This window comes from Rosistilla carotiformis, assembly GCF_007753095.1.
In the GTDB taxonomy this organism is placed as follows: domain Bacteria; phylum Planctomycetota; class Planctomycetia; order Pirellulales; family Pirellulaceae; genus Rosistilla; species Rosistilla carotiformis.
On sequence record NZ_CP036348.1, the window covers coordinates 5,059,664 to 5,074,169 of the forward strand.

A 14,506-nucleotide genomic window follows, 5' to 3' on the forward strand; every position below is an offset into this window, starting at 1 on the left:
CCCGTCCCCGTCGGGTCGGGCGTCAATTCCGTTCCAACGCGTGGGGCGTTGCTGCCGCGGTTAACGAGTCGAGCGACGTACTACTTCTCTCCGATCGCAAACAACCGTTGCTCACCGCGAATGTAGATTCGGCCATCGGCGATCGCTGGCGATGCAAACGCCCGCTCGCCCAGTTGCGGTTCAGCGATCTGCTGGAACTCTTTCCCCGGCTGCACGATGTGCATCGTGCCATCTTCAGCCAACAGGAAAACCTTGCCAGCCGCCACGACTGGCGAGGCGCTAAACTTGCGCCCCAACCGCACGTTCCAGAAGCGTTCCCCGGTTGCCGTGTCGTAACAATTGGCTGTCCCCCGATCGTCGGCCACGATCAAAAACGGTCCAGCCAAGATCGGCGAAGGGACATAGCTGCGGACGTCGGTGCTGTGCCAACTGACATGCGAATCGCTGACATCATCGCGTCCGTCGGGGCGGATCGCGATCACGTGATGCGTTGGATAGCCCGCTGTGACGAAGAAGTGTTTGCCGTCGTAAACCGGCGACGCGACGAACTGTTCGGTCGGCCCTTCAACCGTCCACAGCGTCGCCCCATCGCGCGGATTGAAACTGGTGACGGCCAAGCTGCCCGGCAAAACAAGCTGATCCGCACCTTCGACCTCACGGATCAGCGGCGTCGCATAGCTGCGCGTTTGATGCCGACGCGGCACCTTCCAGACGGTTTGCCCCGTTTTGCGATCCAAGGCCACCAGGAACGAATCGCCATCGTGATCTCCGTTGATGATCACGAGATCGTCATGCAAAACGGGATTGCTGCAAAAGCCGTGGACGCTGCGAAAGACACCCGGCCGCGCTAACCAACGCTGTTTGCCGGACAAATCGTACGCTGCGACGACGATCTTGCCCGGCGTGAGGTTGCGTGCCCTGCCGACGTTTTTCGCCGGCGCCTCGCTGCCATCGACCTCCAGGAAAACGGCAACGACCTGATCGCCGTCGGTCACTGGTGTGCTGCTGGCAAAGCTATTTAACGAATGCTTCGTTTCTAACGGCGCGTTGAAAACGGTCGATTCCCAAAGCGTCTCCCCCGTCGCCGTGCTCAAACACAACAACTGGCGGTCCTGCTGATCTTCGAGGCATGTGACAAGAAAGATCTTGTCGTTCCAGACGATTGGCGATCCATGCCCCGTGCCGGGCAAATCCTTCGTCCAAACGATGTTCTTCCCCGTCGTGCCGTCCCAATCGGTCGGCGGCGTCGATTCCAAGCTGCTGCCATCGCCGCGCGGCCCCCGCCAGCCTGGCCACGGTTCCGCGTCCGCCGATGCGACAGGAAAGATCATCAAAAGGGCGATGCAGGTTCGCAGCAGAAGTTTCATCGGTGAGACCAGAGGGCGAGAGGATCGACCGCAGAAGTGCGGGACCGATGTTCTACGCTGCCCCAAGGCGAAACGCAAGTTTTTACCGCGGCGAACCGAGTAGGGGCTGCGTCTCTGCTACCGTCAGGCGGCCAAGGCACTGCCGATCTAGCGTGGCAGCGGCAGACCGCTGTTGGTGGCGATGTTGTCGCAGTGGATCACGGTGTCATAAGGACAATGCCCTAGGACGTCGGCGATCTGGCCACTGGGCAAGCCGATGATTTTTGTCGCTTCGTCGGAAGTGTAGTTGATCAGACCACGAGCGATCTCATTTCCTTGAGGGTCGACGATGGCAACGACTTCGCCACGATCAAACACTCCCTCGACGCGGCGGATTCCGATCGCCAACAGGCTCTTTCCTCGGTCACCTACCGCGCGAGCGGCACCTGCGTCGACGTGCAGTTCGCCCGCCAATGCCGCTGCCGAATCGATCCACCGCAGCCGGCCGCGAATCGCTTTCTCTTCGGGTTGAAACAGCGTTCCGATCGATTCGCCAGCCAAGATCTTTTCCAACACACGATCATCGCGGCCGGGGCCGATGATCACCGAGTGGCCATGCGAGGTGGCGATCTGAGCGGCGACAAGTTTGCTGCTCATCCCTCCCTTGCTGACACTGCTTTTTGTGTCGCAGGCCATCGCGATCACCTCGTGGTTGATCGTTTCAACCGTCGACATCCTTTTGCTGTTCGGATCGCTGGGGTGGCAGGTATGCAGGCCGTCGATGTCGGTCAGGATCACCAACATCGCATCGTTAATAAGACTGGCAACCGAAGCGGCCAAGCGATCGTTGTCGCCAAAGGTGGTCATCAGTTCTTCGACCGCAACGCTGTCGTTTTCGTTGATGATCGGAATCGCCCGAAAGGCCGCGATCTGACGCAGTGCATTCCGCAGGTTCAAAAAGCTGGAGCGATTTCGCAGATCGTCGGCGGTCAGTAGAACCTGCGCCGCGTGCCGCCCATGTTTTGCGAACGCGTGCTCGTAGGCTTGGATCAGATCGGTTTGCCCGATCGCCGCCACGGCTTGCAAGTCGGCCAGCAATCGCGGACGTTCGGTCAGTCCCAGCTTGCCGATCCCCGCTCCGACTGCACCGCTGCTGACCAGCACGACGGTCCGCCCCGAGTCCATGACTTTGCATAATTGTTCGGCGAGGATCGCGATTCGGTTGCGGTCGAGCCCGCCGTCAGGAGATGTCAGCACACGCGTGCCGACTTTAACGACCAAGGTTTTTGCCGCGTTGAGCGCTTCGATTCGATGGATGTCGGTTGCCACTTTAAATTCCTATGAGGTGACAACCATTCTGCGCCAACCGACCCCGCGGCGCAAAGCCCCCGCCGCGAAACGTCGCGCGCGATTGGATCCTCACGGTTAAGACAACGACTGGCCTTCAACCGTCTGCCACCGATGAAAACGATGGTTCGCAACCACTTGGGGTGGTTTCTCAATGAGGGCCAAGCAGGGAAAAGCACGGTTTTGGGGACAGCGATGAACTGAAGCCACAGCCCGATGGGCTGTGGGGGCGATGCACACTCGAGCGAACGACGCGCGGGCGATGCCCTCGCGGTTAAACGAGATTTGGGGACGCACCCTGCTGGTGGTATCGCTTCCGCTCAACCACCGCCTCATCGCTGCCGCCCCCCTGGCGCGGTAATGATAAACGCAGGTCCACTCTTTCCATTACACCGCAGAGAGGTGTGGATATCTTTTGTGCCCTGAGCCGCGTTCAGCGGCGCTAGTGTCAAGCCAGCCGGAGCTGGCGGCTGAGATCGCTTGGAGTCTATTCCGCGGCGTCTTGTGAGCCGATGCCTTGCTCTTGAGCGTATTTGCGAACGTCACCGGTGATCTTCATCGAACAAAACGTCGGACCACACATGGAGCAAAAGTGAGCCGACTTGGCCCCTTCGGCTGGCAACGTTTCATCGTGGTACTCGATGGCACGAGCCGGATCGAGACCGAGGGCAAATTGATCGCGCCACCGAAACTCAAACCGAGCCTTGGAGAGGGCGTTGTCGCGGATTTGAGCCGCCGGATGCCCCTTGGCCAAATCCGCTGCGTGGGCGGCGATCTTGTAGGTCACCACACCTTCGCGGACATCGTTGCGATCGGGTAGACCCAAGTGTTCTTTGGGAGTCACGTAGCAGAGCATGGCACAGCCGTACCAGCCGATCTGGGCCGCTCCGATCCCCGAGGTAAAGTGATCGTAACCTGGAGCGATATCGGTCGTGAGTGGGCCAAGCGTGTAGAAAGGGGCTTCGTGACACCACTCGATCTGCTTCTGCATATTCTCTTGAATCAGGTGCATGGGCACGTGCCCCGGCCCCTCGTTCATCACTTGACAGCCCTTGGCCCAAGCGCGCTTGGTCAGCTCACCCTGGACTTCCAATTCGGCAAGTTGAGCGTAGTCGTTTGCGTCGGCGATTGAGCCGGGACGCAGGCCGTCGCCGATCGAGAAGCTGACATCATAGGCGGCGCAAATGTCGCAAATCTCGTCCCAATGCTCGTAGAGAAAGTTCTCCTTCTCGTGGTGAATGCACCACTTGGCCATGATGGAGCCACCACGAGAGACGATTCCGGTCATCCGTTTGGCGGTGTGCGGAACGAATGCCTTCAGAACCCCAGCGTGAATGGTAAAGTAATCAACCCCTTGTTCGGCTTGCTCGATCAAGGTATCGCGAAACAATTCCCAGGTCAGCGCTTCCACCTGCCCGCCGGTTTTCTCCAGAGCCTGATAGATGGGAACCGTTCCGATCGGCACTGGACTGTTGCGAATGATCCACTCACGCGTCGCATGGATGTTCTTTCCGGTCGAGAGATCCATGACGGTATCAGCCCCCCACTTGGTCGCCCAACGCATCTTCTCGACTTCTTCGTCGATCGTCGAGGTGACAGCGGAGTTACCGATGTTGGCGTTGATTTTGACCAGGAAGTTCCGGCCAATAATCATCGGTTCGTTTTCCGGATGGTTGACGTTGACCGGAATGATCGCGCGGCCTCGGGCGATTTCGGAACGCACATACTCTGCGGTGATGAACGTTGGAATTATCGCCCCCCAGGACTGTCCCGGATGCTGATGGTCGATGCGATTGCGGGGGACCTGTTGGTTGGGATCGATCTCCGACGGCCGAGGCATTTCGTAACCCTCGGGCGTGGAGCACAATTGCCGAATGCGATCGGACGCTTCGGGGGGGAGATCGCGAAGGTTGGGATACTTATCGGCGATCGTTTTGAATTCCTCCTTGCGTCCCAGGTTTTCGCGGATGGCCACGTATTCCATCTCGGGCGTGATGATTCCCTGATCGGCATACCACTTTTGCGTCACCGGATGCCAGTCGCTATCGGCAGCGGTGCTCCCCTTGGCACGCAACGGTTTGCGTCGAAGCCCAGGGTACTCCTTGAGCTTGTTTTTGGGCTTTTTCAGTTCGTTGTACTTTTCCGAATGCGCTTCGGAGAGGTAGCCGTTGTCTTCCGGCTGTACGTCGCGCCCGGTGTACTCCTCGACATCGCAGCGGTCCAAAATCCACTGCCGTCGCAATCCCGGAAGCCCTTGAGTCACATCGCCTTGAAACTCGGGGTCGCCCCAAGGGCCCGAGCAGTCGTAGACGCGGACCGCTTCGTTCTTTTCGACTTTGCCATTGGGGTGTTCGGTGTCCGAGACACGGATCTCCCGCATTGGCACCTTCAGTCCTTGGTGAATCTCGCCCGCGACGTAGATACGGGTAGAATTCGGGAACAACGTCGGATCGTTTTCGATCGCTCGAATCTCATCCGCGTTGTCGGGGCCATCGGCAGACTGCCCGGCAAAATCGTCTTGCCGCTTGGCGTTATTCAACACGTTCAACGTTGGCAGTGCCGGAGAATCCATTGCTTCCCTTTGATTTGCAAATTGGGGAAAATGACTCGGAGAAGAGACTACGGCAAAGTCCGAGAGAGAATCCAAGCTGCCGTCTCGCTCCCTTCGTCGGTATAACCCGCATCAGGTTCGAAGGGTTGTTTCGATTCATGCTTCTCGAAACTCTCAGTCCCAAATGGACACCCCCGCGGTCGTTTTAGTATCGCTTTTCAGGGCTTTCAGTCAACACCCGTACCGTTTGCGATTGCAGCCCCAACACGAGATCGTGTTCAAGGTTGGACGCGCCCGCCGAGATAGTCGCTTGTGGCGGCAGCGAGGCTCGCGCCAACGTCCCGGTAGTCGGCAGGCGTACCGTGGGGAGTATTCCATGCCGTCTCCAGGCACAGACTGACCGTGTGGCCGATTCCGTTTATGGCGACCCCGTTGGCGATGATCTGTTGCCACAGCGGCTGATAACCCGGACCGGTGACCCTGGTTTGTTTCATGATCGGGATCGCAGGGTCGATCTTATTTTTGACAACTTCACAGCCTACGGGGCGCGGGAACGACGATCGCTGCTACGCCAAAATTCCTTTGACGACCTTCCCCGCGACATCGGTCAGCCGGAAATCGCGGCCCGCATGGCGGTAGGTCAGTCGCGTGTGATCCAAGCCCAACAGATGCAGCATCGTGGCATGCAGATCGTGAACGTGGACCTTGTCGACGGAGGCATAATACCCGTATTCATCGGTCGCACCGTACTGAATGCCGCCTTTAACGCCGGCGCCGGACATCCACATCGTGAAGCCATCGGGATTGTGGTCGCGACCGTCGTTGCCGGCCCCTTGGCAGGTCGGCGTCCGTCCAAATTCGCCTCCCCACAAGACCAACGTATCCTTTAATAGGCCGCGTGCCTTGAGATCGCGCAAAAGACCGGCGATCGGTTTATCGACTTCTTTTGCATTCTGCTCGTGCCCCTTCCGCAGCGAACCGTGCTGATCCCATTGGACTTCGGTGTTGCTGTGCGTGATTTGCACAAACCGCACGCCGCGCTCGACAAACCGCCGCGCCATCAGGCACTGGCGGCCAAAGTCGGCGGTCTTCGGATCGTCCAAACCATACAGATTGTGCATCGTCTGCGTCTCGGCCGCGAGATCCAATGCGTCGGGCATCTCGGTTTGCATTCGGAACGCCAGTTCGAACGATTTGATTCGCGCTTCGAGCGCCGAATCGGGACCGGTCGAATCGAGGAAGTTCTGGTTCATCGATTGCATCAGTTCCAATTGCATCCGCTGGCTCGCTCGGTCGAGATCGGCGTTCTGCATGTATTTGACCCGTGCCTGGTCCGACGGCTGACTGGCGTTCCCCAACGGGATTCCCGTGTGGCTGGCTGGCAGGAAGGCGGAACTCCAGTTTTTCGTGCCGCCATGAGCCAACGTCGGGCAGATCGTTATGAAGCCGGGCAGATTCTGATTTTCCGTCCCCAAGCCGTAAGAGATCCACGATCCCATGCTGGGACGAACGAACACGTCGCTGCCGGTGTGGATCTTCAGACTCGCCCCGCCGTGCGCCGCATTGGAACCGTACATCGAATTGATAATGCACAGATCGTCGACACACTCGGCAACATGCGGGAACAGCTCGCTGACCGCGATCCCACTCTCGCCATACTGTTTGAACTTCCACGGCGATCCTAGCAGATTGCCGGTCGGTGCAAATTGGACCCGCGGTTTTTCGAAGGGCAACGGCTTGCCATCGTCCTTCTGCAACTGCGGCTTGTAATCGAAGGTGTCCATGTGCGATGGACCACCTTTCATGAACAGGAAGATCACCCGGCGGGCCCGCGGCGGAAAGTGAGGCGCCTGTTCGGATCCCGATAGTCCCGGCTGATTGCTCCCCGCCGACTCGTCGGCCAAAAGCGATGTCAGGGCCAGCGATCCGAAGCCCGCTCCAGTCGTCTTCAATAGTTGTCGTCGTGAAAAATTCATGGCCCTACCTATCGGATGTAAACGAATTCACTGGATGCAACAATCGCTTGGCACAATCGCTGCCACGCCTGACGTTCCGCTTCCTCGCGGTCGGTTGGCGTTTTCGAGATCGATGCAAACTGCGAAACAAAGTCGAGCGAACGATCTCGTTCGTCGGCGGTCGCCGGCCGGCCAAACGACTGCATGTACAATTGATCGATCCGCGCGGCCGGGTCGCTGATGTCTTGCAACAAGCGATCGGCGATCGACAGCGAAAGATTGGAGACCCATTCGGAGTTCATCATGAACAACGCTTGCGGTGCGATCGTGCTGACATTGCGATTGCCGTTGAGCACGCTGGCGTCGCTGTAATCGAACAGCTGGAACATGTCGTACAGATGGTTCCGGATCACCGGTACGTAGATCGAACGACGGTTGATGTCGTAGGTCGATCGATCTTGCGAGGTGTGGTTGAAGACGTACTCGCGATTTTTGTACTGCGAGATGTTGCCGCCAACGGTTCGGTCCAATTGACCACTGACCGCCAACAGGCTGTCGCGGATCGCTTCCGCCTCCAAGCGGCGAAGGTTGAATCGCCAGTACAGCGAGTTGCCTGGATCGGTTTCGACGTTCTTGGCATCGTGTTGGCTGCTGCGTTGATAGGCTTCCGAGAGCATGATCGTGCGATGCATCGCCTTGATCGACCAGCCCGATTCCACAAACCGATTCGCCAGCCAATCCAACAGTTCTGGATGCGTCGGCGGAGCCCCTTGCAAACCGAAGTTGTCGACAGTCGTCACCAGGCCCTTGCCAAAATGGCCGTGCCAGAGTCGGTTGACCATCACGCGTGCGGTCAGCGGATGTTGGCCGTCGGTCAACCAACGGGCGAACTGCAGCCGACCGCTGGTGTCGGTTGGCAATGGCGGTTGCTCGGTCGATGCCAGCACCTCGGGGAACCGCCGCGGAACGACATCCCCCAGCGTCAGATGGCTGCCTCGCAGATGAACACTCGTGTCGGCGACTTCCCCCTCGGTAACGCCCATCGCCATCGGGCGCTGGGGAGCCGAATCCTTCAGCTTCTTCAGCGTCTCGCGTTCGGTTTTCAGAACCGCCGTCGTTTCGGCAGGGAACTTTTTCTCGCGCTGAGCCAACGCCAATTCGCTGTCCGGTTTCTCCAACAGCGCCGTCGCGGCGGCGATGACGTCGGCGATCTTCTTTTCTTGTGCGGCGACTTCGGCGACATGCTCCTGATAACGCTTTTCTTGTTCGGGCGTCTCGATCAGATTTTCATGCCACTTCGCGACCGTCTTGTAGCTGTCCATGCTCTTGGTGCTTTTAAAGATGCCGGCCAGCCCGTAATAGTCGCGGTGGCTGATCGGATCAAACTTGTGCGTGTGGCAGCGAGCGCATCCGAGCGTCAGCCCCAGCATGCTGCGGCCGATCGTGTCGAGCTGCTCATCGATGATGTCCATCTCCATCTTGGCTTCATCCTGTTCTGCCAAAACCTTGGGGCCCAACACCAAGTAGCCCGTCGCGATCAGACGCTCGTGTTCGCGAGCGAGTTCTTCGCGCGGCGGCAAGAGATCGCCGGCCAGTTGTTCGACGACAAATTCATCGTACGGCTTGTCCTTGTTAAACGCGTTGACCACATAGTCGCGGTAACGCCAGGCGTGGCCATGGACCACGTTTTCGTCGAGCCCATTGGAATCGGCGTATCGTGCCACATCCAACCAGTGACGTGCCCAGCGTTCCCCGTAATGGGGCGACGACAGCAGACGATCGATCACGTTGGCAAATGCTTCGTCCGAATCATCCGCCAGAAAATTCTGGATCTCCGCTGGCGTCGGTGGCAGCCCGGTCAAATCGAATGTCGCCCGGCGGATCAGTGTCGTCTTGTCGGCGGCGGGAGTTCGTTGCAGCCCCTCGGCTTCCAATCGGTGCAGCAGAAAGGCATCGATCGGATGTTGCACCGGTGCGTCGCGACGCTCCTGAACCGCGATCGATGGGCTGGTTTGATGGACCGTAGGCGGATCGACCTTTGCGACCGGGCGGAATGCCCAGTGCTGTCGACCCTTTTCCAGATCGACGTCGCTGCGTGGCTTGATCGTTTGCATGCCGTCGCGATCGGGGTGCGGTGCTCCCATTTCGACCCATCGCGTCAGGTCGGCGATCTCGGCGTCGGAAAGCTTTTCGTCCGGAGGCATCTGCAACGTGCTGTCGCGATAGCCGACCGCGGCGACGATCAGACTCCCCTGCGGTTTTCCGGGGATCAATGCCGTTCCGGCCAACCCGCCGGTGATCATCCCTTCGAACGTATCGACGCGCAGTTCCGATTCGGCCGTGTTCTCATCGTGGCAATCGTAGCAACGCTCCGCCAACAACGGGCGGATCTTCGTTTCAAAGAACGCCATCTGCTTGGCAGCATCGATGGGTTCATCGCCCGCTTGAGCAGCGGCATCGACCGGATCGTCGGCCCACGCCAGATTGCCAACCGCCAAGCAAGCGGTTGTCAGGACAAGCGTTTTCAAAAGGGTCCAGCGACACACAGCGAAATTCGCCGTCAGCAGTGTCGTTTGGGGAGGGGGAGGGAGGGGATGCTGAAGGTTAAGGCGGGATGTCATAACTTCTACCACGTTAGCGATTGGGATTGCCCGTTTCGTAGATTTCCAAAATCTCCGCGTCTTGCAACGCGCCATCGATCAAGATGAATTCGTCCATGCGACCGTTGAAGTTGCGGATCGCTTGAGAGCCTTGCCATTGCGGCCGCCCCCAGTTGCCAAGTTCCGCGTTGCCGATCCGCAAGCGGCCGTCGAATTGAAGCGACTCTTCGTCGCCAACGCGCTGGCCATTAAAGTAATGTCGAACCGTTTGCCGACCGCCATCGAAGACCGATGCGACATGGATCCATTGGCCCAGCTGAGTCAGGTCGACTAACGGCTTGGTATACCGCCACTTGACATCGGGGGCACCGCCGACCGAGAGTCCCAGTTGGCCCAATTGGTCGAACTGCCAATGCACTTCGCCATTGTCCCACTGGTCGGTCAACAGGAGCGAACTGAGCATGCGGTCGAGGCCATCGACGCGAACCCAAGCGGCCAGGGTGAGCGATTCGAAGTCGCCGGCGACGTGGAACCGAACGCGATCGCTGGGGCGTTTGAAATCCAACGCTCCCTTTTGCGGCCAGCGGCCCTGAGTCCACGCGCCCCCAACAACGGCTCCGTCCAGCTTCCGCGTGTCGGAAGCTTGATTGCGAAGCGTCGATGTCGTGGCATCAGGAGATTCAAAGTTGTAATAAAGCAGCAGTCGCGGGTCGTCGCGGAACTCCTCGCTCCAGCGCTGCCAGCGGCGATAGCCTTCGCGGATCTGTTGCGAACGTTTTTCTCGCAGCAACAATTCCGAAGGCATCGCGGTGACCTGATCCAACAGCGGCGTCGATCGCCCCTGCACATCGACGCTGACCGCTTGCCCGGTTTCCAGCGAGTGCAGCATGTCCCCGTCGGGCTTGCTGGCCGGTTCGTACAGTTCGACCAAACCATCGAAGACACGGACCTCGGTCCGCTGGCCGGGAGTCGCCGAAACGCCAAACTCAGTTCCGAGGTCGACGATCTTGGTTTCGGAGGTCAGGACGGTGAAGCCGCGAGCCGGCACGGGAACCTGAGCCCAGGCCTGCCCCGCGTGCAACATGACTTGATCCGGGTCGTTGATCTCCAACCGCGCCGGCCCTTCCAGCGTCAGCGTCGCACCGCGGAAAAACTGCAATTGCACCAAACCCGATTCGAGCTCGATGATCTCGCGCGGCGAGACCGAATCGCCCACTTCGTATTGATCGGTCCCGGTCCAGACCACGTCGACGACTTGCTTGAGGATGGCGACCGAATCGTCGACAGGTTCCTGCGGGATCACCGCAGGTTGAGGCGGTTCGGGCAATTGTCCGCCCGCGGCGTTGGCGACCGCGGGGGCCGAATGTCGTCCCTGCCACAGCCCGGTCGACAGACCAGCGCCAAACGCGATCACGATGCTGGCAGCCAAGGCACCCGCGACGATAGGAGCCCAGCGGCGGATCACGCTTCGTTCGGCGAGCTTCCCCGAACGATTGAGCACCCGGTTAAGGAAGTCGAACTTCTGCGATTCGGCTTCCAGTCGTTGATCCAATCGCTCCGCAAACCGCTCCGCCGATCGATCATCACCGGCGATCATCGCCAGCGCTTCGGCCATCTGCACCTCTTCGCGGTAGCGTTGCCGCAGCGATTCGTCGTCGGCGATCATCTTTCCCAAGCGATCGAGATCCTCGTCGCCGATCGCATCATCCAAAAACTGGCTCAGCAGTTCATCAAAGGTTGGTTCGTTCATCCGCCCGCCTGCTGGAATCGAGTTTCTACGCATTGCCGCAACAGTCCCCGAAATCGCGACAGCGCTTGTCGCACCGCTGCGGGAGTCATGTCGGTTTGGTCGGCCAACTGGGATGCGTTTTGCCCTTGCTGATACCGGCCGTCGACCAACGCTCGGCCATGTTGAGGCAGCTTTTCCAAGCAGACCTTCAACGCCGCAAACCACTCCTCGGTCCAAGCGTCCGAATCGGGCTCGTCGGCCAATCCCAGCATCACGTCGGTTAGCGAGGTGTTGACCACTCGGCGACGGCGCGTCGATTTCCGAGCTTCGTTGCGGACCAAATTTCGGGCGATCGAACGCAGCCAGGGACCTGCCTGATCGATATCTTCGAGCATCTCCAGCCGTTCATACGCGATCACAAAGGCATCTTGAGCCAGATCGTCGACCGCATCGGGAGCGGCACCCAACATCCGGATAAACGTCCGAATGCGGCCTTGGTGCTCTAAGACAATCTTTGTGAAGTCACCGCGTTGCATCGTTCCCTTTCGTTGCTTGCCATTACCATGTCGCGACGCCACCTAGTGTGACAGCATTTTTTTGAAAATGCACATTGCAGCCATAATTCGCCGCTCGCATTGCGGCGTCAAAACAAACACCACGGAAAGCCAGGCCTCGACGCTAAGATGTTTGGCGGCAACGGATTGCTTCACTCGTCCGGTGCCACAGGAGGGGTCGGGACGCGATTAAATTGACCGATCCCCGACGACGGACCGCCATTCGGTGGGGTGGCCACAATTCCACTGCCCCCCTCTCTGGCGGCAAATACTACGCCGGACCTTAGGAAGGCAAAACTGGCGGCAAGATCGATGGCGATCGGTTTAGCGCATCGAAGTTCACGGCGTCACTTTCGCGAAAAAGTGTTGACCAGGAGAGAGGGAGGCTCTGTCGCACTTCGATTGGAAGTGTCGAGTCACGATTCCAATGCGGAGCGTGAAAAAAAATAATTTTTTAGGTGGTTGCGGATACGCACAAAGCGAAAGTTGGGTGGGCGTTCTTACTCAACTCGCTTGGGGGGACATGGCCAGTGATTTGATCGTTAGATGAGCGGTGTTGATCGGTTCACGCGTTGGGGTTGCGTGTCGTGAATTTGAGAAGGCGGTTGGAGTCGTTGCGCAGTGTTACCGTATGACATCTTAACAGGCCGCGGATCTCCCCAATGCGGAGTGCAACGGCGGCATGTCCGGTGTAGGTCGTTGTTAAGGCTCCCTAAATGAACCTGTTCACATTTGACGTTCGTGTCTAAGATTCAAGCAGTACCGCTCACTACGAATTCAAATCCAGATTGACCTCACTCGCTTGTTACTTATCTCGAGGTTCAGTCACGCAACGATCGACGCCGGTACTCGTTGTAAACGTCTGCTCCGCAAGTATTCGGTTCACCACAACGTGGCGTTGTGCGGTTCCGTCCATCGCTGCGGCCTATGCGTTTTTGCGAAACGATCGTTTCACTATCCAGGGAATATTGGGGGTGCCATCCATGAATCCAATGCGTGTCAGTTTAAGTCTCGTCGTTCTGTTTTTGGGTTTGACCGCCGGCTGTCAAGAACCAGCTGCCGACCCTAACGAAAACTACGAACCGACCCCCGATGTGGTAACTCCTTCGCCTGGCGAGATGGAGTCGACTCCAACCCCTTCACGTTGACCGGCTGGACTCGTGTGGTTGTGTTTCGAAGTGTTGCCAGTTGGCTGTTTAGGATTGCTGCGCTCGATTGCTGTTGCTTTTTGTAAGTTTCATTCGCAGTTCGAGGATCGTGAAATCGATCCACCGCTCGACTGCTGCTGACAAGTTTCAAGTGCTTCTCTATTCGTTTGTTTTTTTGGAGGTTTTAAGATGAGTCGTCGTCGTTCAGGTTTTACGTTAGTGGAATTATTGGTGGTCATTGCGATCATCGGCATCTTGGTTGGGCTGTTGCTCCCCGCGGTCCAAGCGGCTCGCGAAGCGGCCCGCCGGATGCAGTGCAGCAACAATCTGAAGCAGATTGGTTTGGCGTTGCACAACTACCACGACACCTACAAAAAATTTCCTGCTGCTTGGTTGGCCAACAGTGGTGAGGCAGGCGTCGCCACGCTGGACAAATCGTACTGGGGCTGGGGCGCATCGATCCTGCCGTTTGTTGAACAGCAACCGCTGTTCGATGCATTACAAGTTGGGACGATCAAGCTGCACGATGCTGCCAACACCCCCGCTCTGTTGACATTGATGCAATCCCCGGTCGCCGCGTTCCGCTGCCCATCGGATGTTGCCCCCGATTTCAACACGCACGCCGAACGCAAAATGCACTCCGGCCTTGCCGGTGCTAGTGACGCGCAGATCGCAACCAGCAACTACGTCGCCAGCAACGATACCTGGGAACCGCGAGACGACCCACGCGCTGGCGAAAAAGGGCCTTTTGAAGAGAACGACAACGCAGCGTTCCGCGACATCATCGACGGTACTGCCAACACGATCGCAGTGGGCGAACGGCGCTGGCAGCACCGCGCTCCCAACGGCAACCTGCGAATCGAAGCTGCCGGAACGGTTTTTGGTATCGGCGACAAGAAGAACACCGGTTGGACTTCTGCGGTTGTCGGCACTGGAATCGTGAAGATGAACACTTTGCAAGATTCATGGCGTTGCCAACAAGGCTTCTCCAGCATGCATCCGGGAGGGGCGATGTTTGTCTTCTGTGATGGCAGCGTGCACTTCATTGCCGAAACCGTTGAGTTTGAAATGAACGCAGAAACCAGCGTGACCAGTTCCAACTATCAAATGAATCTGCACGGCGGATACGACAACGTTTACAACAAGCTGATCGCTCGTGATGACGGTCGTCCTGTAACCCTGCCGTAGTTTCACGACTTCGAATTCACGCGTTTAACGAAAAGACTCCTCACACATTCCGTGCGAGGAGTCTTTTTGATGCGCACCGAATGAACGA

At 58.3% G+C, this 14,506-nt stretch carries 9 protein-coding genes and 1 riboswitch; of the genes, 1 reads left to right on the top strand and 8 read right to left on the bottom strand.

Annotated features, from left to right (window positions below; genetic code table 11):
- Window positions 1–80 precede the first annotated feature (80 nt).
- The 8 genes from Poly24_RS18365 to Poly24_RS18400 form a co-directional block, all read right to left on the bottom strand.
- Window positions 81–1,367, bottom strand: a complete 1,287-nt coding sequence (locus Poly24_RS18365) for an outer membrane protein assembly factor BamB family protein (RefSeq protein WP_145098766.1) — start codon at window positions 1,365–1,367, stop codon at window positions 81–83.
- Between the two features lie 147 nt (window positions 1,368–1,514).
- Window positions 1,515–2,675: a glutamate 5-kinase gene (proB, locus tag Poly24_RS18370; protein WP_145098770.1), complete on the bottom strand. Its 1,161-nt coding sequence runs from the start codon at window positions 2,673–2,675 to the stop codon at window positions 1,515–1,517.
- 505 nt (window positions 2,676–3,180) lie between these two features.
- Window positions 3,181–5,265 carry a phosphomethylpyrimidine synthase ThiC gene (gene thiC / locus Poly24_RS18375; protein ID WP_145098773.1) on the bottom strand — a complete coding sequence of 695 codons (2,085 nt, stop codon included), beginning with the start codon at window positions 5,263–5,265 and terminating at the stop codon, window positions 3,181–3,183.
- Between the two features lie 71 nt (window positions 5,266–5,336).
- A riboswitch (TPP riboswitch) is annotated at window positions 5,337–5,450 on the bottom strand.
- 72 nt (window positions 5,451–5,522) lie between these two features.
- Window positions 5,523–5,738, bottom strand: a complete 216-nt coding sequence (locus Poly24_RS18380) for a hypothetical protein (RefSeq protein ID WP_145098776.1) — start codon at window positions 5,736–5,738, stop codon at window positions 5,523–5,525.
- 72 nt (window positions 5,739–5,810) lie between these two features.
- Window positions 5,811–7,220: a DUF1501 domain-containing protein gene (locus tag Poly24_RS18385; protein ID WP_145098779.1), complete on the bottom strand. Its 1,410-nt coding sequence runs from the start codon at window positions 7,218–7,220 to the stop codon at window positions 5,811–5,813.
- An 8-nt stretch (window positions 7,221–7,228) separates the two neighbouring features.
- Window positions 7,229–9,727 (bottom strand): PSD1 and planctomycete cytochrome C domain-containing protein, encoded by a 2,499-nt coding sequence (locus tag Poly24_RS18390; RefSeq protein ID WP_231753217.1) that lies wholly within the window; start codon window positions 9,725–9,727, stop codon window positions 7,229–7,231.
- Window positions 9,728–9,833: 106 nt separating this feature from the next.
- Window positions 9,834–11,549, bottom strand: coding sequence for a LamG-like jellyroll fold domain-containing protein (locus tag Poly24_RS18395; RefSeq protein WP_145098785.1), 1,716 nt, complete (start codon window positions 11,547–11,549; stop codon window positions 9,834–9,836).
- Complete coding sequence (locus tag Poly24_RS18400) at window positions 11,546–12,064, bottom strand: sigma-70 family RNA polymerase sigma factor (protein ID WP_145098787.1); 519 nt, start codon at window positions 12,062–12,064, stop codon at window positions 11,546–11,548. The genes Poly24_RS18395 and Poly24_RS18400 overlap by 4 nt, the downstream gene beginning before the upstream one ends.
- Before the next feature lie 1,355 nt (window positions 12,065–13,419).
- Here Poly24_RS18400 and Poly24_RS18405 point away from each other — a divergent pair.
- Window positions 13,420–14,418: a DUF1559 domain-containing protein gene (locus tag Poly24_RS18405; RefSeq protein WP_145098790.1), complete on the top strand. Its 999-nt coding sequence runs from the start codon at window positions 13,420–13,422 to the stop codon at window positions 14,416–14,418.
- Window positions 14,419–14,506: the final 88 nt, after the last annotated feature.